Here is a 23,389-nt window from a genome sequence, read left to right as displayed (position 1 = left end):
CCCGGCGCCCGAACGCGCCGTGCCGCCGCCCCGAGGGGCGGCGGCACGGCGTTGCTCCTGTCCGGGGTCAGACCCAGGAGTCGAAGTTCTTGCTCTCCGCGCCCGAGGTGGTGGACGGACCGCGGTCCGGCAGGATGCGGGTGTCCGGCGGGAGGGACAGCAGTGCCTCACCGATGGAGGCCAGCTGCGTCGTGTAGTCGATGTAGGTGTTGCCGACCATGCCCGGCTCGCCCTTGCGCAGCGCGTCGCCGCTGAAGACGACGCCCAGTTCGGCGATGTAGTAGCCGACGCTGCCGGAGGAGGTGCCGGGCAGCGCGAGGACGTCGATGTGCAGGTCCGCGATGTCGAGGGCGCCCTGGCCCTCCACCTCGATCTCGGGCCGGTGCTCGGCCCCGTGGTGGCGCCGCCAGGCGCGCATCTCGCGGGGGTGCAGCGCGATGTCGGCGTCCGCCTCCTCGGCGACCTTGATGGCCGACTCGATGTGCGGGCCGTAGGCGTTGGTGCAGGCCACGAGGTAGATCTCGCGGTCTCCGACGGCCTCCAGGACGGCCTCGGCGTCGTAACCGGGGTCGATGACGATGACGCCCTCGTCGTCCGCCTTCACGATCCACGTGTTGGCGACGACGTCGAACTTCTCGTCGTCGAACTCGAAGACGCCGACGCTGCGCACGCGCGTGATGCCGTCGGAGTCGGGGCCGGTCACGCCCGCCTCCTCCGTCTCGTCGGCGAACAGCCCGACGGGCTCGTCCGCCCCGGCCACCCCGTCCTCGGCGTCCTCGTCCGCTTCGGCGGCCTCCGCGTCCGCGTCGGGCTCCCCCTCGCCGACGACGGGCTTCTCGTCGTCGTCGGGCGCCTCGTCGGCGTCGGCGACGGGCTTCTCGTCGGTGGAGGCGGCGTCCGCCTCGGCCCCGCCGGAGTCCTTCTCGGAGCCGTCGGTCGGGCCGGAGTCCTTCTCCGCGGCCTCCGCGACCGCGTCCTTCTCCTCGGACGGGTTCTCCCCGGCCGCGCCGGAGTCGGTCGCCCCGGCCGCCTCCTTGTCGTCCACCGCGACCTCCGCAGCGGAATCGGTGGCCTCCGGGCCTTCCTGCTTCTTCGGCTTCCGCTTCCAGAACACGGCGTCAGACCTTTCGGTTTCGTCCAGGTACAGGTAGTTCTGCTGCGACCATTGTCGCGCTACCGCGCAGTGGTCGGTACCGTACCGGACGCCGGAGGGCGACACGCTGGTCACCCCTTGATCAGAGGGACCCCCGTCGCGGGCTCCACGAGCTCGTCGAACGCGTCGGGGGCGGTGGTGTGGCGTCCGAGCCGGTGGCCCGTGAGGCTCCCGTGGTCGTCGCTGGAACCGGTCACCACCACGCCCAGGTCGGCGGCCACGCCCCGCCAGTACGCGGTCTGCTTCCGGTTGTGGGAGGGGTGGTCCGCCTCGATGCCCCCCAGCCCCGCCTCGACCATGCGCTCCACGAGGTCCAGCGGGACGGCCCCGTTGAGGGAGCCCTCCGCGCGGGCCGGATGGGCCAGGGAGCACACCCCGCCCGCGGCCCTGACCAGGCCGACCGCGCGGACGGGGTCGATCGCGTACCGGGAGGCGTAGGCGGGGCCGCCCGAGCCGATCCAGCGGTCGAAGGCGTCCTGGACGTCGCGGGCGGCGCCGGCCTCCACGATCGCGCGGGCCAGGTGGGGGCGGCCGATCGTGTTGGCGTCGGCGTACTCCGCCCGGCCCGCCCCCGCGATCTCCAGGACCCGCTCCCAGGAGACGTCCACCCCCTGCTCCCTGAGCTTGCGGACCATCTCCTCCGCGCGGGAGGCCCTGTCGGAGCGCACCCTGCGCAGTTCGCCGTCCAGGCCGGGGTCGTCGGGGTCGAAGAGGTAGGACACCAGGTGGACGCTGGAGCCGGCGTAGGCGCAGGACAGCTCCATCCCCGGGACGAGCGTGAACCCCGGCGGGAGGTGCGCGGCCGCCTCCCCGATCCCGCCGACGGTGTCGTGGTCGGTGAGGGCCAGGACGTCCAGACCCGCGGCGACCGCGTGCCCGACGACGTCGGCGGGGGCGTCGGTCCCGTCGGAGACCGAGCTGTGCGAGTGCAGGTCGATACGTGTCACCGGGCGATTGTACGTAAGTCCCGGGCCGGGTGCCCCGCACGGGTGGGCCCGCGGGCCCCGGTCAGCCCTCCCGGGGGGCGAGGACGCGGGAGAGGAAGGGGCTCGCCGCCCCGAACGGCGGCTCCAGCGCGACGCCGCCGTCGTTGATGTCGCGCAGGTCCCTCAGGGAGTTGATCTCGCACATGAGGAGGCCGGTGTCGGCGGAGGCGAAGACGATCCACAGCCAGTGGGCGAGCGCCTCGCCCGTGTACACCGCCCGGTCGCGTCCCACCGCCACGTTCCACAGGGCGATCTCGTGGCCGTCGAACCGCAGTTTGGCGTCGGCCGCCGCCGCGTCGAAACCGTTGCCGGGATCCGGCCCGTCCAGGCCGGCGAGGCGTGCGCCGAGCCCGACGCCGGGGTCCTCGGCGACGATGGCGATCTCGCCGACCCCGCCGAGGGGGTCGGGTCCGGACAGGGCGACGACCGTGGCGAGCGAGCCGCTGCGTTCGTCACCGGCCTCGGCGAACCCGGTGACGACCCAGTTGGCGGGCAGCGGCCAGGGGATCCACACCGGGACGCGCGCCTGGGGCAGGAGTGCCTCGAGCGAGGACGTGCCCGGGGCGCGAACGCCCTGCAGCGGGGCCACGGCTCCGTGGACGTCGCACTGCCAGGCGCTGGTCCACAGCCCCGGAGGCTGGACCGCGCGCCCGCACCGGGGACACGAGGGCTCGGTCTTCATGCTGTTTGCGACCTACCCGGGCACCCCGGCGGGAAAACGCCCGGTGGGCGGGTCGCGTACGCGACCCGCCCACCGTGTGCGACCCCGTACGCCCTACGAGGACTGCTGCTGGCGCTTCTTGTTGGCCGCGGTGCGGCCGCGCTCCTTCTGGTCGAGGACGACCTTGCGGATGCGCACGTGCTCGGGGGTGACCTCGACGCACTCGTCCTCGCGGCAGAACTCCAGGGCCTGCTCCAGGGACAGCTTGCGCGGCGGCACCAGGCGCACCAGCTCGTCGCCGGTGGCCGAGCGCATGTTGGTGAGCTTCTTCTCCTTGGTGATGTTGACGTCCATGTCGTCGGAGCGCGAGTTCTCGCCGACGATCATGCCCTCGTACACCTCGGTGGTGGGCTCGACGAACAGCGTGCCGCGCTCCTGGAGGTTGAACATCGCGAACGGCACCGCCACGCCCGCCCGGTCGGCCACCAGGGACCCGTTGGGACGGGTGCGCAGCTCACCGAACCACGGCTCGACCTTCTCGAAGACGTGGTGGGCGATGCCGGTGCCCCGGGTCTCGGTGAGGAACTCGGTGCGGAAGCCGATGAGGCCGCGGGAGGGGACCAGCCAGTCCATGCGCACCCAGCCGGTGCCGTGGTTGACCATGTTCTCCATGCGGCCCTTGCGGACGCTGAGCAGCTGGGTGATGGCGCCCATGTACTCCTCGGGGGCGTCCACCGTGAGGCGCTCGACGGGCTCGTGGACCTTGCCGTCGATGACCTTGGTGACCACCTGCGGCTTGCCGACGGTCAGCTCGTAGCCCTCGCGGCGCATCTGCTCGACCAGGATGGCCAGCGCCAGCTCGCCGCGGCCCTGCACCTCCCAGGTGTCGGGCCGCTCGGTGGGCAGGATGCGCAGGGAGACGTTGCCGACGAGCTCCTTCTCCAGGCGGTCCTTGACCAGGCGGGCGGTGACCTTGGAGCCCTTGACCTTGCCGACGAGCGGCGAGGTGTTGGTGCCGATGGTCATGGAGATGGCCGGCTCGTCCACCGTGATCAGGGGGAGCGGGACCGGGTTCTCCAGGTCGGCGAGGGTCTCGCCGATCATGATGTTCTCGATGCCGGCGATGGCCGCGATGTCGCCGGGCCCCGCCTTCTCGGCGGGCTTGCGCTCCAGCCCGTCGGTCATCAGCAGCTCGGTGATCTTGACCTGCTGGGTGCTGCCGTCGGTGCGGATCCACGCGACCTGCTGGCCCTTGCGGAGCTCGCCCTGCTGCACCCGGACGAGCGCGAGGCGGCCCAGGAAGGGGGAGGCGTCCAGGTTGGTGACGTGGGCCTGGAGGGGGGCGTCCGGGATGTACTCCGGGGCCGGGATGGTCTCCAGGATGGTGCTGAAGAGCGGAACGAGGTTGTCGTTCTCCGGCACGGTGCCGTTCTCGGGACGCTCCAGGGAGGCCTTGCCGTCGCGGGCGCAGGTGTAGACGATCGGGAACTCGATCTGCGACTCGTCGGCGTCCAGGTCCATGAACAGCTCGTAGGTGTCGTCCACGACCTCGGCGATCCGGCTGTCGGGCCGGTCGACCTTGTTGATGACGAGGATGACGGGGAGCTTGGCCTGGAGGGCCTTGCGGAGCACGAAGCGGGTCTGCGGGAGCGGGCCCTCGCTCGCGTCCACGAGCAGGACGACGCCGTCGACCATGGACAGGCCGCGCTCGACCTCGCCGCCGAAGTCGGCGTGGCCGGGGGTGTCGATGATGTTGATGACCACGTCCTCGCCCTCGGGCGTGGTGTAGTGGACGGCCGTGTTCTTCGCGAGAATGGTGATGCCCTTCTCGCGCTCCAAGTCGTTGGAGTCCATCACCCGGTCGTCGACGTCCTGGTTCTCACGGAACACACCGGACTGCCAGAGCATGGCGTCAACGAGGGTCGTCTTGCCGTGGTCCACGTGGGCCACGATCGCGACGTTGCGGAGGTCGCTGCGGCGTGCGGAGCCCTCGACGGGCGTAGCGCTGGACATGGGAAAGTCTCGATCTCCTGGTACTGGGAAGAGACCGCAGATTGCCACGGCCCGTTGCCAGTTTATGCGGTCATAGTGGTCTGGTTGGGAAACGTGCGGGTCACCCCGGTCACCCCCGACCGCCCGGCGCCGGCGCCGGCCGCCCCGCGTTCACCGCACGGACGGCCGTACCGGTCCGGGAACGGCGGCGCGGGGTCGGTCCGCGGAGGTTCCGAGTGCGTCGCCGCGGGTCCGATTCCTCGACGCGGTGGGACGCCCGGCGCTTCCCCGAGCCCGTTTCCCTCCCGGCGCCGACCGCTCGACCGGGCGAGGGCGGTACCGGGGTGGTGCTCTCCGGCGTCCGCCGGGGCGTGTCCCGGGCGCCGGCGGAGGCCGGGCACGGGCCCCGGTCGCGGACGGACCGGTGGGTACAGCCTACGGGTGGGCGGCGGTCCCCGGTGCGAGCAGGGGTGCGATCAGGTCGAGGAAGGGGACGTCCGCGGGCAGCCACGGGACGGTGCGCAGGCCGGAGGCGGTGAGCCAGCGCAGGGAGAGGTGTTCCAGCGCCTCGGGCTCGCCGGCGACCAGTTCGACGCGCCAGAGCCGGAGCACGGCGGGCCTCGGCCGGGAGGGGCCGGGGGCGGGGAAGGGCGCGTCCCCGCCGATCCTGTGGAGGGGCCGGACGGTGACGCCGAGTTCCTCCCGGCACTCGCGGACCACCGCGTCGGCCGGGGTCTCCCCCGGGTCGACCTTGCCGCCGGGGAACTCCCACCTCCCCCGCAGGGCCGGGGGGTCGGCCCGCTGGGCGGCCAGTGCCAGGCCGTCCCGGATGACGACCGCGCCCACCACGACCAGGGTCTGCTGCTCCACGTGTTCCACGCCCGCCAGCCTAGGGCGTGTTCCGGTCCGCGGCTCCGCCCCCGGCCCGGGGCGGCGGGGAGCCCGTGTTCAGGCGCCCGCCGGGGCCGACCGGAGCCGGTGTGCCAGGGCGGTGTGCCGGTGGCCGGAGGAGGCGTTGCGGACCGCCTGGGCCAGGGCCCGGCGGGACCCCACCAGGACGACCAGCCTCTTGGCCCTGGTGACGGCCGTGTAGAGGAGGTTGCGCTGGAGCATCATCCAGGCGCTGGTGGTGACGGGGACGACCACGGCGGGGTACTCGCTGCCCTGGGAGCGGTGCACGGTGATGGCGTAGGCGTGGGCGAGTTCGTCCAGTTCCGCGAAGTCGTAGACGATCTCCTCCTCCTCGTCCGTGCGCACCGTGATCTCCTGGGCGACAGCGTCGATGCCCTCGACCACGCCGAGCGTCCCGTTGAACACCCCGTTCTCGCCCTTGTCGTAGTTGTTGCGGATCTGCGTGACCTTGTCGCCGACGCGGAAGACGCGGCCGCCGAAACGGCGCTCCGGGACGTGGTCGCCCGCGGGGGTCACCGCGGACTGGAGCACCGTGTTGAGGTTGGCCGCCCCGGCGGGCCCGCCCTTCATGGGGGTGAGCACCTGGACGTCCCGGCGCGGGTCGAGGCCGAACCGGCGGGGGATCCGGTTGGCGACCACGTCCACGGTCATCCGCGCGGCGTCCTCGGACTCCTCGCAGGGGAACAGGAAGAAGTCGGCCATGCCCTCGAACCGCGGCGGCTCCCCGCCGTTGATCCTGTGGGCGTTGGTGATGACGCCGGAGTCCTGGGCCTGCCGGAAGACGTGGGTCAGGCGCACGCTGGGGACGGGGGAGCCCTCGGCCAGGAGGTCCCTGAGGACCTGGCCCGCCCCGACCGACGGCAGCTGGTCGACGTCGCCGACGAACAGCAGGTGGGCCCCGGGCGGCACCGCCTTGACCAGCTTGTTGGCCAGGAGCACGTCCAGCATCGACGCCTCGTCCACGACCAGCAGGTCGCAGTCGAGGGGGTTGTCGCGGTCGAAGGCGGCGTCGCCCCCCGGCCGGAGTTCGAGGAGCCGGTGGACCGTGCGCGCCTCGATCCCGGTCATCTCGGTGAGGCGCTTGGCGGCCCGCCCCGTGGGCGCGGCCAGGATGATCTTCGCGTGCTTGGCCGCGGCCAGCGTGACGACGGACGCGACGGTGAAGGACTTGCCGCAGCCGGGGCCGCCGGTGAGCACGCACACCTTCTCCGTGAGGGCCAGCCGGACGGCCTCGCGCTGGGCCTCGGCGAGGTCGGCGCGGGTGCGCTTGCGCAGCCAGTCCATGACGACGTCCCAGTCGGCTCCGGCGAAGGCGGGGATGCGGTCGGCCGGGTGGGCGAGCAGCGAGCGCAGCCCCGAGGTGAGGCCGATCTCGGCGCGGTGCATCGGCAGCAGGTAGACGGCGCGGACGGGTTCGCCCGCGGGGCCGGGCACGGTCTCGCGGACCACGCCCTCGGCGGCGACGAGTTCGGCGAGGCACTCGATCACCAGGCCCGCCTCCACCTGGAGGATCTTCACCGCGGCGGAGATGAGCTTCTCCTCGGGGAGGTAGCAGTGGCCGTCGCCCGTGGACTCCGAGAGGGTGAACTGGATCCCGGCCATCACCCGCTGCGGGCTGTCGTGCGGGATGCCCACGGCCCGGGCGATGGTGTCGGCGGTCTTGAAGCCGATCCCCCAGACGTCGGTGGCCAGGCGGTACGGCTCCTTCTGCACGACGTCGACGGAGGCGTCGCCGTACTTCTTGTAGATGCGCACGGCGAGGGAGGTGGTGACCTCGACCCCCTGGAGGAAGACCATGACCTCCTTGATGGCCTTCTGCTCCTCCCAGGCGTCCGCGATGAGCCTGGTGCGCTTGGGTCCGAGGCCGGGCACCTCGATGAGCCTCTCGGGGTGCTCCTCGATGACCTCCAGCGCCTCGGTGCCGAAGTGCCCGACGATGCGCTCGGCCATCTTGGGGCCGATGCCCTTGATCAGGCCCGAGCCGAGGTAGCGGCGGATGCCCTGCACGGTGGCGGGCAGGACGGTGGTGTAGTCGTCCACGTGGAACTGCCTGCCGTACTGGGGGTGCGACCCCCAGCGGCCGTGCATGCGCAGCGCCTCTCCCGGCTGGACCCCCATGAGGGACCCGACGACGGTGAGGAGGTCGTGCGCGCCCCGCCCCGTGTCGACCTTGGCGACGGTGTACCCGTTGTCCTCGTTGGCATAGGTGATGCGTTCCAGGACACCCTGCACGACCGCGGGCCGGAAGGTTCCGTCGGACACGTGGTCGCCCTCCTCTCCCGTGGACCGGGCGCGTTCACGCCTGTTCCGGTGCCGCCGTGCCCGCCCCTCCGAGGTCCGGCGCGTCATCGCCGAGCACGGCGAGCACGCGGTCGCGGTCGGCTCTGCGCAGGCTACTCGCCACCAGGACGTAGGAGTGCCTCAGCATCTCGGCGACCTCGTCGTCGGGCACGGTGCCGTCGAGGAGCACGGAGTTCCAGTGCTTCTTGCTCATGTGGTAGCCGGGGGTGACGGCCGGGTACCGGTCCCGCAGCTCCAGGGCCAGGTCAGGATCGCACTTGAGGTTGGCCGTGGCCGGGGCGTCGTCCTCGCCGCCCTGGTCGGACCCCCCTGTGAGCAGGGCGAACATCTTCTGCCCCGCCACCTTGTAGACCAGGGCGCCGGGACCGAAGGGCTCGCTCTCGTCGGCCTCGGGGAACCACAGCGCCGCGTCGATGAACTGTCCGGGTGTCATGGCGTCGCCTTCCTCTCGCCCCCGACAGTGCCAGAGGGCGACGACGTTCGGGAGGGCCCGGCGCCGCGGCGGGCGGGTCCCCTGCGGGCGGGCCGCCGGGGGCCGGGGCCGTGCGGCGCGTGCCGGCCGGCCCCGGGAGGGCCGCGGATAGACTCCGGCGCAGCAGCCCCCACCGACAAGGGAGCGTCCATGAAGGCCAGAGGCGCACGCAGGCTCGACCCCCTGGAGCCCGGTGACCCCCGCGAGATCGGCGGGCACAGGGTGCGCGGCCGGATCGGCTCCGGCGGCATGGGCACCGTGTACGCGGCGGACTCCCCCGGCGTGCACGGCTACCTGGCGGTGAAGGTCGTCCACCCGGAGCAGGCCGCCGACCGCCGGTTCCGCGAGAGGTTCGCGCTCGAGGCCCGCCTGCTCTCCAGGGTGAACAGCCCCTCGGTGGCGCGGTTCGTGCGCGCCGACGTGGAGGCGGACCTGCCGTGGATGATCACCGAGTACGTCCCCGGGCCGACCCTGCGGTACCACGTGGAGCGGTTCGGGCGGCTGCGCAGGGGCATGCTGCTGGGACTGGCCGTCGGCACGGCCGAGGCGCTGCGCGCCGTCCACGCGGCCGGGGTGGTGCACCGCGACCTCAAGCCGAGCAACGTGGTGCTCTCCCCCACCGGACCCAAGATCCTCGACTTCGGCATCGCGCATCCCGTGGAGGACCCCGACCCGACCAAGTGGATCCGGCTGCGCCGGATGCGCCGCGCCTACCGCGACCTCGGGCTGCCCTCACCGGACACCCTGGCGGACGAGCGGGTCGCCTCGACGGTGGACCGGCTGGGAACGCCCGGGTGGATCAGCCCCGAGCAGTACCAGCGCCGGCCCACGACGCAGAAGGCCGACGTGTTCCTGTGGGGGGCGGTGACGGCGTTCGCCTCGGTGGCGCACGACCCGTTCGGGAGGGCGGACGTCAAGGAGATGGCCCGGCGTGTGATGTTCGAGGAGCCCGACCTCCAGCACCTGCCGCCCGGCCTGGAGCGGCTGGTGCTCGCCGCGATGTCCAAGGATCCGGACGAGAGGCCGGACTCCGAGGAGCTGCTCCGGGAGGCGCTGGCCCTGGAGTCCCCGGAGGGCGGGGTGCGCCCGCCGGAGGGCGGGGAGGCCTCGCCGGGGACGGGCGCCGCGGCCGTGCGCGGCCTGTTGGAGCGCAGGTGGACGGAGGTGGCGGTGCGCCCGCCGCAGCCCCCGCGCGAGGGCTCGCGCCTGTTCGGCCGCGCCGCCCCGGACACCGGGGCGGACGGGTCCGCCCCGTAGCACCCGCAGCGGCGCGCCCCGGAGCGGGCCCGGCGGACGCGGGCCCGGGGTGACCCGCGGACCACGGCCCAGGGCGTGTTCCGTGGATGCTGTCCGTCGCGAGCGGCGCATCCGGTGCGTTCATCGCAAGGCCGAAGAAGGAGTCAGGGTGGGGTCCTGTCGACAGAGGAGAACGCCGCGAGGGGCGTGCCGGGGCGACGCGCAGCAGGGCGGGGGTCCGCGGACCACGCCCTAGAGGAGCCCGTAGTGGGCGCGGCCCTCACGGGAGAACATGTGGACGATCATCGTGACCGCGAAGCCCAGCGGGACGGCGGCGATCAGGTCGCCGAGGACGAGGTTCCACAGCAGGAGGCCCCCGGCGACGGTCTGGAAGGCCACCACGCCCCAGAAGACGCCGACGGTGCGCTGCCGGATCCGGCCGGCCAGGAGCGTGGACAGCAGTCCGTACACACCGGTGACGGCGGCCATGGTGATCATCATGGAGCGCATCATCTCGACGCTGACCGCGAGCTCGACGCCCTCCTCGGCGGCGAGGTCCGCCTGCTGGCGCAGGGCGTCGGCCATCACCTCCTGGGGCACGCTCAGCCCCAGCAGGAACAGGGCCGTCAGCCCGAGGCCGCAGGCGCCGCCGATGTACATGAGCGTGCGCACGACCGCCACCTTCCTCGGCAGCGGCGCGTCGGGGCGGAGCGCGTCGAAGCGGGCGCCGAAGTCGGGGAGCCCCCGCTGCGGCGGGACGTCGCCTCCGCCCTGTGCCCCGTTGGGGTCGTACGGGTCCTGGCCAGAGGGAAACACTGACGTCCTCCGAGGGTGTCGAGCGAACTTGCCTCCCCCATGGTAGGGGCGGCCGGCCCGCCGGGCGCGGGATCGGGCGGCGAATTCCCCGACACTCCCCCGTGTGAGGGGCGGCGGCGGTCACCGGGGGTGATGATGGGGGCGTGAGAAGCTGTACGAGGCGGTACGGCTGGGACGAGATCCCCGGTCCGCACCGCGGATTCCGCACATCGTAACCCCTCGGCACGTGCCCGATCCTTCTCGCCCCTCCAGGGTGCTCCGCCCCGGCCCCCTCCCGCCGCAGGCGGATCCCCCCACCGATCCCCCGAAGGAGTCCCGCAGACATGTCCAGACTCGTGCGCGCCTCAGCGGCGCTGATGCTGGTGGGCGCCTTCGCGGTCCCGCTGCCGTCGGCCTCGGCCGCGGTCCGGCCCGCGGCCCCCGACGGCACCCCCGACTTCACGCTGACGATCCTCCACGCCAACGACCCCGAGTCGCAGCTGCTCTCCGCCTCCGGCCAGGACGACTTCGGCGGCGCGGCCCGCTTCACCACGCTGCTCGACCGGCTCCGGGAGACCGAGGGCGACGGCGCGGAGGCCGGGGCCGACGAGGCCCGCGAGCGCGGTGTCGTCACCGTCAACTCCGGTGACATGTACCTTCCCGGACCCGAGTTCGCCGCCTCCCAGGAGGACGGTGCGCCCTCCTACGACGCCATCGCCGCCAACCACGCCCGCTACGACGCGATCTCCATGGGCAACCACGAGTTCGACTTCGGTCCGGACGTGTACGCCGACTTCGTGGACCAGCTCACCGGGGACACGACGGTGGTCGCCGCGAACGTGGACGTCTCGGCCGAGCCGGCCCTGGCGGCCCAGGAGGCGGCGGGCCGGATCGCCCCCAGCACCGTGGTCGAGGTCTCGGGGGAGCGGGTCGGCATCGTCGGCGCCCTCTACCCCCCGCTGGCCACCATCACCAGCCCGCGCGGGGTGGTGGTCGAGGACCTCGTCGTCCCGGTCCAGGCCGAGGTCGACCGGCTGACCGGCGAGGGCGTCGACAAGATCATCATGATCTCCCACCTGCAGAACATCGCCTACGAGGAACGTGTGGCCCGGGAGCTGACCGGCGTCGACGCCATCGTGGCCGGGGGCGGCCACGAGGTGATGGCCGGCCCCGACGACGTCCTGGTGCCCGGGGACGAGGTCACCGTCCACCCGGAGACGGGCGAGCCGCTGGCCTACCCGCTGGTCGCCACCGCTCCGGACGGCGCGGCGGTCCCGATCGTGACCGCCGGGTCGAACTACAAGTACGTGGGCCGCCTGGTCGTCAACTTCGACGGGGGCGACCTGGTGTCGGTCTCCGAGCGCTCCGGGCCGGTGCGCGTGTCCGGTGCGGGCGGCGACGCCGTCTCCCCCCACCCCGGGGTCGAGGCCGAGGTGACCGGGCCGGTCTCCGACCACGTCGCACAGCTCGCCGAGACCGAGGTGGCCCTGAGCGAGGTCGACCTCGACGGGGTCCAGAACCCGGGTGTGCGCACCCGGGAGACGAACCTGGGCAACCTGGTCGCGGACGGGCTGCTGGACACCGGGAGGCGCAACGCCGGCGAGTACGGGGTGCCCGAGCCGCAGATCGGCATCCAGAACGGCGGCGGCATCCGCAACGCGTCGGTGCTCCCCGCTGGACCGCTGAGCGCGCTGGACACCTACTCCGTCGCGCCGTTCGCCAACCAGGTGGCCGTGGTCCCGGACCTCCCGCGTTCCCAGGTCAAGGAGCTGCTGGAGCAGGGCGTGGCCGCCGCTCCCGCGGCCAGCGGGGGGTTCATGCAGGTGGCCGGGGTCAACTTCGCGTACGACCCGGCGCGCACCGCGCAGGCGGTGGACGACGCGGGCACCGTGACGACCCCGGGCGAACGGGTGCGCAACGTGATCCTGCACGACGGCACCGTCCTCGTGCGGGACGGCGAGGTCGTCGACGGCGATCCGGTCACGGTGGTCACCAACGACTTCTCCGCCAGGGGCGGGGACATGTACCCGTTCCGGGACGCCCCCTTCACCGTCGTCGGGGCGACCTACCAGGTGGCCCTGGAACGCCTGCTCACCGACACCCTGGAGGGTCGGATCACGGCGCAGGCGTATCCCGAGGGCGGCTCCGGCCGCATCGTCGTGGGCGAGGAGGCCACGGTGCCGGACGGCGGCGGCACGCCCACCGAGCCGCCGGTCGGGCCGACGGACGGCCCCACGGACCCCGCGGAGCCGACCGGTCCGCCGAGCGCCGGGCCGACCCCGCCGGGAGGGGGCGGGCCGGGCGACGACAAGCCCGGGCGGCCGGACGGGGCGAACGGTGCGCTGCCGACGACCGGCAGCGCGCTGTTCGGCCTGGTCGCCGCGGCCGTGGTCGCGGTCTGCGCCGGCGGCGCCGCGCTGTACCTGAGCCGCGGGCGCGCGGGCGCCGGCACCGCGTCCGCCGGACCGGAGTCCTGACGGGTGGCGCGCCGGTCCCCCGGGGCCGGCGCGCGGCAGGGGCCCGTCCGGGGCGCTCCCCGGGCGGGCCCCTGCCGCGCGGAGGGCGTCAGCAGCCGGGAAGGCCGGCGACCGGCTTCCAGGGCTCGGCGAGCCGGAGGGCCGTCGCGCTGACGAAGACGTCCCGGTTGGCGCTGTCGTCGGTGAGCACCCACCACGTGGAGTAGCGGCCGTCCCCGTCGGAGTGGGGCTGCCCCTCGGTCTGGCAGAAGAAGTAGTGGCGCCCGGCCGGCAGCGCGGTCCCCGTGGGGTGCCCGGTGTCCCGTTGCCGGTAGGTGCGTGCCTCCCGCCAGGTGGAGTAGTAGTGGCGGACCGAGTAGGAGCCCGGGACCACGTGGACGTCGGACGCGGTGTGGTCCCCGGGCGCGCCGTGGTCCGCGGGGGCGGCGGCGGTCTCCTGCGGTGGCGGGTCCGCCGACGCGGCGGCGACCGGCGCCGCCAGTGCCGTGGGGAGGGCGAGCGCCAGTGCCGCCGTCGCCGTTCTCAGGATGCCTCTGTGTGCCATCGCCGTTCCTCGCGTCTTCCGGGACCGGCACCGCCGCGGCGTCACGGAACCGTCGTCCACAGGAGACGGTGGAACCTGGCACCGGGCCGGGTGGTCCTGGTGGAATGGATGCGGGGGGACCCGAATCCAGGCCAACCCCCTCCAACGCCACCATTGTCACGCAGAGTATTCGTCGCCTTGCTTAACGACACGAATTCCCCTCGCCCCCGGTCGGGCCGCCCCCACGCCGACCGCCCTCCCGCGCGTCCCGGCCGGTCGGCGCGGACCGGCGCCCCGGACCGGCGCCCTCGTCCCGACCCCCGACCGACGCCTCCGGGCGGCCCACAGGGCCGTCGGACGCCCCGATCCGCCGCCCCGCTCCCCGAGCGGCGGATCGGCGCTCACGTCAGGGGCAGCCCGCCGCCTCCCGGGTCGCCTCGGCCATGTCGTCGCGCTCACCCTGGTCCATGGCGTCGCCGTCGAACCAGATCAGCACGAAGTGGCAGGCCTCCTGGATGTCGGCGGCGGTGCTGTCCTCGCTCTCCTCCAGGGCCATGGCGGCGAACAGCGCGATCCCGGCGCCGTCGAAGGCGATCGCCCGCATCAGGTTGGTGTCCATGGCGGAGGTGCACCGGAAGAGGTTCTCCTCCTCGTCCTCCGCCGTGCAGATGTCGTCGGTGACGTCCACCCGCGCGTCGATGGGGAAGTCGCGGCGCAACTCGTCGACCAGGTCCTCGGCGGTGATGAGCTCCTCCGCCCCGACGGACGGCTCGTCCGTGGGGAGGGGCCGGCCGGTGGGCGGGGGCTCCTCCGAGGGGGAGGGCCCGGGCGTCGGCGACCCCTCCTCCGACGCCTCCCCGCCGGGCTCCCCGGAGGACTCGGCCGCGGCCGTGGCGGCCCCGGCCGCGCCCCCGGTCACCCTCCAGCCCAGGGCCATGCCGCCGCCGAGGAAGGACGCGCCCGCCAGGACCGCGATGACGGAGAGCACGGCCAGGAGACCGGGGCCGTAGCGACCGGGACGGGACGGCTGGGCGGGAGGCGGACCGAACGGCCCCTGCGGCCCCTGGAAGGAGGGCGGGGCCTGCGGAGACCCGTGGCCCCCCTGGAAGCCCTGCGCGCCCTGGCCGCTCGCAGGCCCCTGGCCCCCTCGGTCCCCCGCGGAACCCTGCACGCCCTGCTGCCCGTGGGCTCCTTCAGCCCCCTGGAAACCCTGCGGCCCCTGGAACCCCTGCGCTCCCGGGAAACCCTGTGCTCCCGGGAAACCCTGTGCCCCCTGGACCCCAGGCATCCCTTGAGGCCCCTGATGCCCCTGGGCCTCCCGGGCCACCGGCGGAACCTGTCCGTGCGGGGGCGCAGGATGCTCCCCGGGACCCTGCCCCCGCCCCGCCCCCGGTGGGGGCGGGCCGCCGGCCGGCTGCCCCTGGAGCGGCGGTGTCGGCGGCAGCGGCCGCGGCTGGAACCGCGGCTCCCGGCGGCCGGGCCCCGGGCCGGGGTCGGGCGGCGGGCCCCAGGCGGGGCCGCTGCCGCCGGGAGGTGCGGCGCGGCGGTCCGCCCCGGGGTCCCCGTGGACCCCGGAACCTTCCGGAGGGCCCTGGTCCCCCGGGGGACCGTGCGCCCCCGGGACTTCCCGGCGGCCCGGGGGTTCCTTGCGGCCCTGCTGGCCCGGTGCGCCCGGCGGCCCCTCCGGCCCCTCGGTTGCGCGCGGCGGAGTACCGGGCCCGCCGTCCGACCCGTGTTCGTCGTGGGGGTTCACGTACAGACTCCTCGCTGTCGGGGGGCGCCGGCTCGGGCGGGTTCTTCGGTGGGGCTGCCGGGGCGGGCGGGCGCCGACGGGCTTCCCGCCCGCTCCACGACGCCTTACTACCCCTTTTGTTATGAATCCTCCCACTTTCCCATTCGGAGTGACCTTCAGGGGGGAGGCATGGGCGTGCACACGGCCCCGGGAACCGATCCCGGGGCGCGCGTACGACCAAGACTCCCAGTTTCAACAAGTAAGTGCAAAGAAAAGTCTCATGAGAGCAAATCGAACCATTTGACCGGTATGGGATTAGAGTATTTTCAGCCAACCTTGGGACATCCGGCGCGCATAATAGGGAAATGCGCGTCCCCGGACCTACGATCGACAACATGACCTGCGTTTTGCTGGCCGAAGACGATGTCTCGATCTCCGAGCCTCTCGCGCGCGCACTCCGTCGCGAGGGCTACACGGTGGACGTGACCGTCAACGGCATTGAGACACTCGACCGTGCCCGTGCGGGAGACATAGACCTGATGGTCCTGGATCTCGGGCTGCCCGAAATGGACGGGCTAGAGGTGGCACGTCGGCTCCGCGCCGAGGGCCACGGAACGCCGATCCTCATCCTGACCGCCCGCGCCGACGAGGTGGACACCGTCGTCGGCCTCGACGCGGGCGCCGACGACTACGTCACCAAGCCCTTCCGGCTCGCCGAACTCCTCGCCCGCGTCCGCGCGCTGCTGCGCCGGGGCGGCGCGGAGGTGCCCGTCGTGCACGGCGTGCGGATCGACAACGACTCCCGCCGCGCCTGGCTGGGCGAACGCGAACTCCAGCTGACCACCAAGGAGTTCGACCTCCTGCGCGTACTCGTGCGCGACGCGGGCAAGGTGGTGACCCGCGAGCAGATCATGCGCGAGGTGTGGGACACCAACTGGTGGGGTTCCACCAAGACACTCGACATGCACATCTCCTGGCTGCGACGCAAGCTCGGCGACGACGCCAACCAGCCCTCGTACATCACCACCGTCCGGGGCGTGGGCTTCCGGTTCGAGCGGGACTGACACGACCTTGGTTTCCGACGCGCTCAGCGCCGGTCGGCCCGGTCGGGGTCGGACGGACATGAGGTGACATGCGCAGGCGGATGGTTTTCTCCACCCTGGTGGTGACCGTCATCGCCGTCATGCTGCTGGGGCTGCCCCTCGGGGCTCTCACGTACAAACTGGTGCACGACGAGAACAGCCGCCAGCTTCAGGGCGAGGCGGAGCTGATCGGCGCCGAGAGCGACACCATGCTCGAGGTGCACGGGCAGCTCTACCCCGACGAGTTCGACCGCGACCACCCGGCCCGGTTCATCCGGATCACGCCGGCGGGCGCCCCCTCGGGGGCGACGGCGGGGGACCCCGCCCTCGACCCGGAGAACCCCGGCGCGCCCGGTCTGCAGAAGGCCACGGCGACCACCGGCAGGGGGACGCTGGTCGAGGTGTGGACGAGCGCCGAGACGGTGCAGCAGAGCGTCGTGCGCGCCTGGCTGGGCATCGCCTCGCTGTCACTGCTGGCCATCGGCGTCGCCGTGGGGCTGTCCATGTTCCAGGCGCGGCGGCTCACGCTGCCGCTGGCGGACCTGGCCGCCACCGCCGAACGGCTCGGCTCGGGGGTCACCACGCCCTGGGGGCACCGCTACGGCATCCCCGAGGCCGACCGGGTGGCGGAGGTCCTGGACCGCAGCGCCGAGCGCATCGCGGGGCTGATCGCCACCGAGCGCCACTTCGCCACCGACGCCTCGCACCAGCTCCGCACCCCGCTCACGGCGCTGACGATGCGGCTGGAGGAGATCATCGCGGAGTCCGGCAACCCGGACGTGGTCCGCGAGGAGGGCGAGGCCGCCCTCGCCCAGACCGAACGCCTGGTGGAGACCGTGGAGAGCCTCCTCGGCAGGGCGCGCAAGAGCCAGAACCCCGAGGTGGAGGCGGTCGAGCTCGACCCCGTCCTCCACCACCTCCAGGCCGAGTGGCAGCCGGTCTTCCAGCAGGAGCGGCGCGAGCTGGTCATCACCGGCGTCTCCGGGCTGACCGCGGTGACGGTCCCCACCGACCTGACGCAGATCATCGCCACCCTGGTGGAGAACGCGTACAAGCACGGCGCCGGGACGGTGACCATCCGGCGCCTGGACACCGGGCAGTCGGTGCGCATCGAGGTCAGCGACGAGGGCGAGGGCGTGCCCGAGCACCTGTCCGGGCGGATCTTCGAGCGCGAGGTCAGCGGAGGCGGCGGCACCGGCCTGGGGCTGGCCCTGGCCCGCCACATCGCCGAGTCAGAGGGGGCCCGGATCGAGCTGGTGCAGACGAGGCCGACCACCTTCGCGCTGTTCCTGCCCGCGGGCGCGGGCGGGCTGTCGAAGATGACCGGCCCGGTCTAGCGCGGTGGCCGGGAGGGGGCGCGGCCCCGCCCCTCCCCCGTGATCTTGTACCTATAGCGAGGTTGGGCGCCGAGATCGGCTACAAGTACAAGATCATCGGGGTCAGGAGCCCCCGCGTCCCACCGGCCACGGTTCCGGTCGGCCCGCCGCCGGACCCGGGCGTGCCGGACCCCGTGCGCGCCCCGGGTTCAGGCGTCCGCGGGCGCGGCCTCCTGCGCCGTGCCCGGCACCTTGCCCCGCACCACCAGGTCGCTCCAGAGCGAGCGCACCCGGCCCAGCCCGTACGCCTCGGTCACCTCGGCGCGCGCCCGCTCGGCCTCGGCCGCGAACCCGCCCCCGCTGACCGTCTCGTGGATGGACTCGGCCATGGCGACGGCGTCGTCGTGGATCCAGTGCGGGTCGTAGATGGTGTCGGCGCCCGGCCACGGCAGCAGCGCGGGGATGCCGCCCGAGGCGGCGCACTCGGCGGGGGCCAGGTGGAACGACTCGTCGTCGCTGGTGGAGAGCATGAACCCCACCCGGCGCAGCCAGGTCGCCACGTCCGGGCCGAACGGGTCGAACACCACCCCGGCCGCGAGCCGCTCGTCGCGCTGGATCCGCCGGTAGACCCGCTCGAAGTAGGCGCGCTCCTCCGGCCGGTTCCAGATCCACCAGTAGTCCCACGGCTGCTTGGTCTTGACCGAGAGCGTGTACCGCGGGTCCATGCGGCGCAGCTCCGCGAGCACGTCCAGGCCCCGGTCCAGCCGCTTGCGCGACGGCGCGATCCCGACCATGCCCAGCGAGTACTCGGCGCCGGAGAGCTTGGGCCGGTCCAGCTGCTCGTCGTCCACCCAGTTGGGCACCACGACGACCTTGTCGGCGGGCCAGCCGGTCAGCTCCCGGGTGAGGTCGGCGTAGTGGGGGCTCACGCACACCACGGCGTCGACCTTGTCGATGTCGAGCTTGCGCGGCCACTCCGCGTACAGCTCGAACCGGTGCAGGCGCACCACCAGGCGCTGGTCGGGGCGCTTCCACTTGGAGTAGAACAGGGCGTTGGGCCCGCACCACTCGCAGATCACCACGTCCGCCCAGGCCGCCAGCTCGCGGGACCGGTACTGGTCGTGGCTGTTCAGCCCCTCCCACTCGTCGATGCGCACGTCCAGCCCGGGCAGGGAGTCCAGGTACTCGGCGAGACGGGTGAAGAACTTCATGTCGTGGCCGGCGACGACCACCTTGAGCGGCCGTTCGGTGTCGACCCCGGCCGGAGCGGGGGGCAGGGCCTCGGTGAGGTAGCCGCGCAGGCGTTCGGCCGCCCGTTCGAGCGTGTGGCCGGCGGCGGCGTCGCGGCAGCGCGCGGCGGCGTCGGCGTAGAGGGCCCGGTCGTGGTGGGCGCGGGCGACCACCTCGGCGACGGACTCGACGCCGGTCCCCGCGAACAGCGGGTAGTCGGCGCCGAGCATCGCCTCGTGCATGGGGGTGCGGTTGAGCACCACCGGCAGGCCGAGCGCGCCCAGCTCCAGCACCTTCGTGGACAGCTCCAGGCTGGCGTCCATGGAGGGGTCCCGCCAGGAGATCCCGAACCCGCACTCGGCGGCCTGGCGGAGCGCCTCCGCGCGCGGCATGCCGCCTCGCCAGTCCACCCCGGGGGTGCCCTCCAGCGCCTTGCGCATGCGCTTGGCCCAGTCCGCGGGCTCCGCGTGGATCTTGTCGCCGATCATCACCAGTTCGGCGTCCACGCCCCGCGCGGCCAGTTCGGCGGGGAGCGCGGTCATCTCCAGGGTGTTCCACGCGGGCGCGAACTTGCCGGTGTAGGCGAGGCGTGCGCGGGCGTGGACGGCGCCGTCGGCGCGCACGCCCTCGGGGACCACCACCACGGGCGGGAACAGCACCGAGCGGCCGCAGGCCGCCGACACCGACGACTCCAGGAAGGCCCGCAGCTCCTCCGTCTGGCAGAGCAGGAACCGGGACGCCACCGCGATCTGGGTGAGTTCGGCGGTGGCGGTCGCCGACAGCTCGCCCACGCTGTGGGGGAAGTCCGTCAGGTAGGTCCACAGCCTGCCCGCCAGCGCGTCCTCCTGCGCCGCGAGCCCGGCCAGGCGGCGGCCGCGCACCACCACCAGGTCGAACGGCTTGCGCTCGTGCTGCCGGGTGAGCAGGGTGACGGCCTGTTCCGGTGTGAGTCCGCGCGGGCCCAGGTCCGGCAGCAGCTTGTCCTCGTAGGGACGCAGCAGGCGGACCCCGGGGACCCTGGTGAGGGGCTCGGTCAGCCGGTCGGTGCGCACGGGTGCCTTCAGCAGCAGGGTGACCTCGCATCCGGCGGCGGCCAGGGCCTGCGCCATCGACTGCGCCCAGACAGCGGAGCCGTCGATGATGTTGAGGTCCACGTCCCCGTACAAGAGTGCGCGCGGAGGAGGTGTGCTCACGTTCTTCCCTTCGGATGCTTTCTGGTGGCCCGTGCGGGGCTGACGGCGCTGTCGGTGGGGTCGGGGTTCAACCGACGGCACCGGTGGAGGCGTCCGTGGAGTTGTACACGGCGTCCTCGTCGTCGGCGTCGGGGCCGGCGGGGCCGTTGTCCGGGCCCAGGGCCAGGAGCCTCGTGCCGCGCCGGTTCCACTCGTCCGGGTTCCAGCCGCGCCGCAGGAGGCGGGTGCGGGCGAGTTCCGGGACGACCTCGCTGACGAAGACGTACTGCGGCGCCCCCGTGTCCGGGCGGTCGAAGAAGCCGAGGTCCCCGGCCCCGTCGAGCGGGCTTCCCGGCCCGTGGCCGTCCCCCGCGCTGGCGCCGACGGCGTCGGCGTCGGAGCATTCCACGGCGCACACCAGGTCGGCGAGCCGGGTGGGGCTGAGAGGTCCGTTCCACAGGTGGGCCCAGGGAGCGGTGGCGCGTTCGGCGAGGGCCGCCCAGCGGTCCGGGCCGAGCCCTCCGACGCGCGGGACGGGGGCGCCGGGCGTGTTCCGGGTGAGCTCCTCGGGCGTGTCCGGGGCGCTGAAGCGGACGGTGCGCACGGTGATGCCCTCGGCGCGCAGGCGCTGGATCCCGGGGAGGCGCGACGCCGAGTGGGGCACGACGACCTCGGTGGGCCGCAGGACGGCCCCCGTCAGGTCGGAGGCGAGCAGGTCGGCCTCGGCCTCCCCCGCGGGGTCGGCGAGGACGGCGACGGAGCGGCCCCGGAGCGGGAGCTCCGAGCCGGGCGTGCCGGGCGGGAAGTCCAGGTCCCCCAGGATCTCGGCGAGGCGGACCGGGGTGGCCTCCTGGAGGAAGACCTTGCGGAGCCGGAGGCGCATCGCGGAGGGGGTGACCCGCTCCGCGCGCATGCGCGGCACGGAGACCGCGAGGGCCTCCGCGTGCGGGTTGGCCGCGTGCGGGACCGGGGAGTGGGTGATGACGCCGGCCCCGCACGCCCAGGCGCGGCGGCTGAGCCGGGTGTCGTCGGCCGGGAAGGCCGGGACGACGGCGACGTTGGCGGCGCGCAGGGCGTCGGCGAGGCCGGGCGAGTCGGCGTCCACGACCCCGGCTTCGAGCTCGGTGAGCACCTCGGGGACGGGGGCGTCGGGCGTCTCCCGGACGAACACGGCCTTCGGGCCGGGGGTCAGGTCGGCGGCGACCGGGTTGAACAGGTGCAGCGGGACCCCGGCGTCCCCGCGGTGGACCCGGTCGAAGCCGAGTTCGCGCAGGGCGGGCGGGGCCGGGGCGTCCTCGAGGAGCACCGTGGGGATGCCGCGCGCGGCGGCGGACTCCAGGACCCAGTGCAGGGCGCGGGTGCGGTCGGCGGCCGCCGGGTCCCCGACGTGCGCCCACGGCGATCCGGCGGCCGCGGCCGACGCCGAGACCAGGACCAGGTCGACGTCCACCCCGTCCATGACGATCTGGGCGTCGTGGGGGCGCAGCGGCACGGAGTGCAGGTAGGGGGACACGGCGTCCTGGATGGCGGACCCGACCACGGTGGCGACGACCAGCAGGTCCTCGCTGTTACCGGCCATCCCGCTCAGGAGCCTGGCCTCCTGGCGGTCGGCGTCGAAGGAGCGGACCGGCTCGGCGCCGGGGCGGCGGCGCTGGACGTGCTGGGTGGTGCCGCTGCGCCGCCAGAGCCGGTAGAGGTCTCGCGGAAGTCTGACGAGGGATCGGCCGGGCCGCTTGGCGGCGGCCGTGAGCGCACGCCCCACCTGGAGTGAGGTGGAGTCCTCCACTGCGGCGAGCCGGGTGCGCGCCTCCTGGAGCTGGGCGTCGCGCTCGGCGAGGGCCTGTTTGAGCTGTTCGGTCTGGCTCTGTTCACGCCGTTTCACGGTCTGCCACCTTGCGTTCTGGTCGGATCGGCGAAACCACCGCGTCCGTCGGGTGTGTCGTGTCCGACGGAGCCGGGTGCTGCTCCCGGCGTGTCCCCGGCCGGGTGCGGATGCCCATGGAGAGGCGCGTCGAGGGCCGGACGGGACGTCTGGACGGGACGGGGGAGGACGGGTGGGAGTGTGCCATGGGGGATCACCGGGACCGCTGCGCGGGTACCGGGACGACGCGGCGGCCGTCGCGGCGGGGACGCGGGGACGGGATCGGGGCGGAGCGCTGCCGGCCCTCCCTCGGCGGGGGGACGGGGCCGGGACGTCGTGCGCGCGGCATCGGCGTCACCTGGACCACTGGGTGAGGACGGACGCGATGCGCTCCCCCGCCCGGCCGTCCCACAGGGGCGGGGTGTCGTCGCCGATCCGCTCGGGGGTCTGCCCGTGCAGGACCTTGGTGACGGTGGGGAGGAGGTCGGCCTCCGTGACGAGCTGGTTGGTGCCGTGGGTGATGGTGACCGGCCGTTCGGTGTTGGGCCGCAGGGTGAGGCAGGGGACCCCGAGGATCGTGGTCTCCTCCTGCACGCCGCCGGAGTCGGTGACCACGGCGGCGGCTCCGCGGGTGAGGGCGACGAAGTCGAGGTAGCCGAGGGGTTCGAGGAGGCGCACCCGCGGGTGGTCGCCGAGCCCGGCGCGGTCGAAGGCGGCCTTGCCGCGCGGGTGCACGGGCATGACCACGTCGGCGAGGTCGGCGATCTCGTGGAGGCGGGCGGTGAGGCGGGCCACGTTGTCGGGGTCGTCGACGTTCGCGGGCCGGTGCAGGGTCGCGGCGACGTAGCGCTCCGGCAGGCCGAGGCGGGCGCGCAGGGCGCCGGCGTCGAAGCGGTCGAGGTTGCCCAGGAGGGTGTCGATCATCGGGTTGCCGACCAGGTGGACCCGGTCCGGCGAGATCCCCTCGGCGGCGAGGTGACCGATGGCCTCGGGGCTCGTGGCGAAGCACAGGTCGCTGAGCTGGTCGGTGACCCTGCGGTTGATCTCCTCGGGCATCGTGTTGTCGAAGGAGCGCAGGCCCGCCTCCACGTGCGCGACCGGGATGTGCAGCTTGGCGGCCACCAGGGCGGCGGCCACGGTGGAGTTGACGTCGCCGTACACGACCACCATGCCGGGCTCGCGCCTGCTGAACTCCTCCTCCAGGCCCACCATGAGCGCGGCGGTCTGCGCCGCGTGCGATCCGGAGCCGACGCCCAGGTCGACGTCGGGGGTGGGCAGGCCGAGGTCGCGGAAGAACACGGCCGACATGCGGTCGTCGTAGTGCTGTCCGGTGTGGACGACCGACTGGTGGGCTCCGCGCCCGCGAAGGGCGGAGACGACGGGCGCGGCCTTGACGAAGTTGGGGCGCGCGCCGACGACGTGCACGATCCCGGTGTCCTGGCTCCCAAGGGGGGCGCTCGTTGCCACGACTCTCACGTTTCCTTCTGT

General features: G+C 73.7%; 17 protein-coding genes. 4 read left to right on the top strand and 13 right to left on the bottom strand.

The window, feature by feature from the left end:
* Positions 1–67: 67 nt before the first annotated feature.
* The 7 genes from ACQPYD_RS04680 to ACQPYD_RS04650 all read right to left on the bottom strand — a co-directional run bounded on the left by ACQPYD_RS04680 (position 68) and on the right by ACQPYD_RS04650 (position 8,438).
* Positions 68–1,114, bottom strand: coding sequence for an MBL fold metallo-hydrolase (locus ACQPYD_RS04680; RefSeq protein WP_433701955.1), 1,047 nt, complete (start codon positions 1,112–1,114; stop codon positions 68–70).
* Between the two features lie 110 nt (positions 1,115–1,224).
* Positions 1,225–2,100 carry a PHP domain-containing protein gene (locus ACQPYD_RS04675; RefSeq protein ID WP_433699925.1) on the bottom strand — a complete coding sequence of 292 codons (876 nt, stop codon included), beginning with the start codon at positions 2,098–2,100 and terminating at the stop codon, positions 1,225–1,227.
* A 61-nt stretch (positions 2,101–2,161) separates the two neighbouring features.
* Positions 2,162–2,821, bottom strand: coding sequence for a DUF6758 family protein (locus tag ACQPYD_RS04670; protein WP_433699924.1), 660 nt, complete (start codon positions 2,819–2,821; stop codon positions 2,162–2,164).
* A gap of 93 nt (positions 2,822–2,914) precedes the next feature.
* The gene (typA, locus tag ACQPYD_RS04665) at positions 2,915–4,813 is read right to left on the bottom strand and encodes a translational GTPase TypA (RefSeq protein WP_267948232.1); all 1,899 of its coding nucleotides are present in this window, start codon (positions 4,811–4,813) and stop codon (positions 2,915–2,917) included.
* A gap of 414 nt (positions 4,814–5,227) precedes the next feature.
* Positions 5,228–5,662 carry a (deoxy)nucleoside triphosphate pyrophosphohydrolase gene (locus ACQPYD_RS04660; RefSeq protein WP_433701954.1) on the bottom strand — a complete coding sequence of 145 codons (435 nt, stop codon included), beginning with the start codon at positions 5,660–5,662 and terminating at the stop codon, positions 5,228–5,230.
* Positions 5,663–5,740: 78 nt separating this feature from the next.
* Positions 5,741–7,966 (bottom strand): SF1B family DNA helicase RecD2, encoded by a 2,226-nt coding sequence (gene recD2, locus ACQPYD_RS04655; protein ID WP_433699923.1) that lies wholly within the window; start codon positions 7,964–7,966, stop codon positions 5,741–5,743.
* Positions 7,967–8,000: 34 nt separating this feature from the next.
* A complete protein-coding gene (locus ACQPYD_RS04650) occupies positions 8,001–8,438 on the bottom strand; it encodes an MmcQ/YjbR family DNA-binding protein (RefSeq protein WP_433699922.1) in 438 nt (145 codons plus the stop codon).
* Between the two features lie 189 nt (positions 8,439–8,627).
* Between ACQPYD_RS04650 and ACQPYD_RS04645 the strand changes: the two genes are divergently transcribed.
* Entirely contained in the window at positions 8,628–9,734 is a 1,107-nt protein-coding gene (locus ACQPYD_RS04645; protein WP_433699921.1) for a serine/threonine-protein kinase, read from the top strand.
* A gap of 231 nt (positions 9,735–9,965) precedes the next feature.
* Here ACQPYD_RS04645 and ACQPYD_RS04640 read toward each other — a convergent pair whose 3' ends face one another.
* A complete protein-coding gene (locus ACQPYD_RS04640) occupies positions 9,966–10,529 on the bottom strand; it encodes a hypothetical protein (RefSeq protein ID WP_433699920.1) in 564 nt (187 codons plus the stop codon).
* A gap of 323 nt (positions 10,530–10,852) precedes the next feature.
* Between ACQPYD_RS04640 and ACQPYD_RS04635 the strand changes: the two genes are divergently transcribed.
* A complete protein-coding gene (locus tag ACQPYD_RS04635; RefSeq protein ID WP_433699919.1) occupies positions 10,853–12,985 on the top strand; it encodes a bifunctional metallophosphatase/5'-nucleotidase in 2,133 nt (710 codons plus the stop codon).
* 88 nt (positions 12,986–13,073) lie between these two features.
* On the opposite strand, the gene ACQPYD_RS04630 is transcribed toward ACQPYD_RS04635, so the two are convergent.
* Together ACQPYD_RS04630 and ACQPYD_RS04625 are read right to left on the bottom strand one after the other, a co-directional pair.
* Entirely contained in the window at positions 13,074–13,529 is a 456-nt protein-coding gene (locus ACQPYD_RS04630; RefSeq protein ID WP_433699918.1) for a hypothetical protein, read from the bottom strand.
* 385 nt (positions 13,530–13,914) lie between these two features.
* The gene (locus ACQPYD_RS04625) at positions 13,915–14,496 is read right to left on the bottom strand and encodes a hypothetical protein (protein ID WP_433699917.1); all 582 of its coding nucleotides are present in this window, start codon (positions 14,494–14,496) and stop codon (positions 13,915–13,917) included.
* A gap of 1,139 nt (positions 14,497–15,635) precedes the next feature.
* On the opposite strand from ACQPYD_RS04625, the gene ACQPYD_RS04620 reads away from it, so the two are divergent.
* Positions 15,636–16,304 carry a response regulator transcription factor gene (locus ACQPYD_RS04620; protein ID WP_017570862.1) on the top strand — a complete coding sequence of 223 codons (669 nt, stop codon included), beginning with the start codon at positions 15,636–15,638 and terminating at the stop codon, positions 16,302–16,304.
* Positions 16,305–16,372: 68 nt separating this feature from the next.
* The gene (locus tag ACQPYD_RS04615; RefSeq protein WP_433699916.1) at positions 16,373–17,659 is read left to right on the top strand and encodes a sensor histidine kinase; all 1,287 of its coding nucleotides are present in this window, start codon (positions 16,373–16,375) and stop codon (positions 17,657–17,659) included.
* Between the two features lie 188 nt (positions 17,660–17,847).
* Here ACQPYD_RS04615 and ACQPYD_RS04610 read toward each other — a convergent pair whose 3' ends face one another.
* The 3 genes from ACQPYD_RS04610 to wecB form a co-directional block, all read right to left on the bottom strand.
* On the bottom strand, positions 17,848–20,034 hold the full coding sequence (locus tag ACQPYD_RS04610) for a glycosyltransferase (protein WP_433701953.1): 2,187 nt from the start codon (positions 20,032–20,034) through the stop codon (positions 17,848–17,850).
* A 94-nt stretch (positions 20,035–20,128) separates the two neighbouring features.
* Positions 20,129–21,922: a hypothetical protein gene (locus tag ACQPYD_RS04605; RefSeq protein WP_433699915.1), complete on the bottom strand. Its 1,794-nt coding sequence runs from the start codon at positions 21,920–21,922 to the stop codon at positions 20,129–20,131.
* A gap of 333 nt (positions 21,923–22,255) precedes the next feature.
* The gene (wecB, locus tag ACQPYD_RS04600) at positions 22,256–23,368 is read right to left on the bottom strand and encodes a non-hydrolyzing UDP-N-acetylglucosamine 2-epimerase (protein WP_433699914.1); all 1,113 of its coding nucleotides are present in this window, start codon (positions 23,366–23,368) and stop codon (positions 22,256–22,258) included.
* Positions 23,369–23,389 lie beyond the last annotated feature (21 nt).

Source organism: Nocardiopsis sp. CA-288880 (genome assembly GCF_050955985.1).
GTDB classification, from domain to species: domain Bacteria; phylum Actinomycetota; class Actinomycetes; order Streptosporangiales; family Streptosporangiaceae; genus Nocardiopsis; species Nocardiopsis tropica.
Note: the sequence above shows the minus strand (reverse complement) of the source record. Positions and strands in the feature narration are given on the sequence as shown.

Excerpts from the sequence above, each read along its gene's own strand:
- ACQPYD_RS04670 (WP_433699924.1), bottom strand. The coding sequence starts at position 2,821 with ATGAAGACCGAGCCCTCGTGTCCCCGGTGCGGGCGCGCGGTCCAGCCT.
- typA (WP_267948232.1), bottom strand. The coding sequence starts at position 4,813 with ATGTCCAGCGCTACGCCCGTCGAGGGCTCCGCACGCCGCAGCGACCTC.
- ACQPYD_RS04650 (WP_433699922.1), bottom strand. The coding sequence starts at position 8,438 with ATGACACCCGGACAGTTCATCGACGCGGCGCTGTGGTTCCCCGAGGCC.
- ACQPYD_RS04645 (WP_433699921.1), top strand. The coding sequence starts at position 8,628 with ATGAAGGCCAGAGGCGCACGCAGGCTCGACCCCCTGGAGCCCGGTGAC.
- ACQPYD_RS04635 (WP_433699919.1), top strand. The coding sequence starts at position 10,853 with ATGTCCAGACTCGTGCGCGCCTCAGCGGCGCTGATGCTGGTGGGCGCC.
- ACQPYD_RS04630 (WP_433699918.1), bottom strand. The coding sequence starts at position 13,529 with ATGGCACACAGAGGCATCCTGAGAACGGCGACGGCGGCACTGGCGCTC.
- ACQPYD_RS04620 (WP_017570862.1), top strand. The coding sequence starts at position 15,636 with ATGACCTGCGTTTTGCTGGCCGAAGACGATGTCTCGATCTCCGAGCCT.
- ACQPYD_RS04615 (WP_433699916.1), top strand. The coding sequence starts at position 16,373 with ATGCGCAGGCGGATGGTTTTCTCCACCCTGGTGGTGACCGTCATCGCC.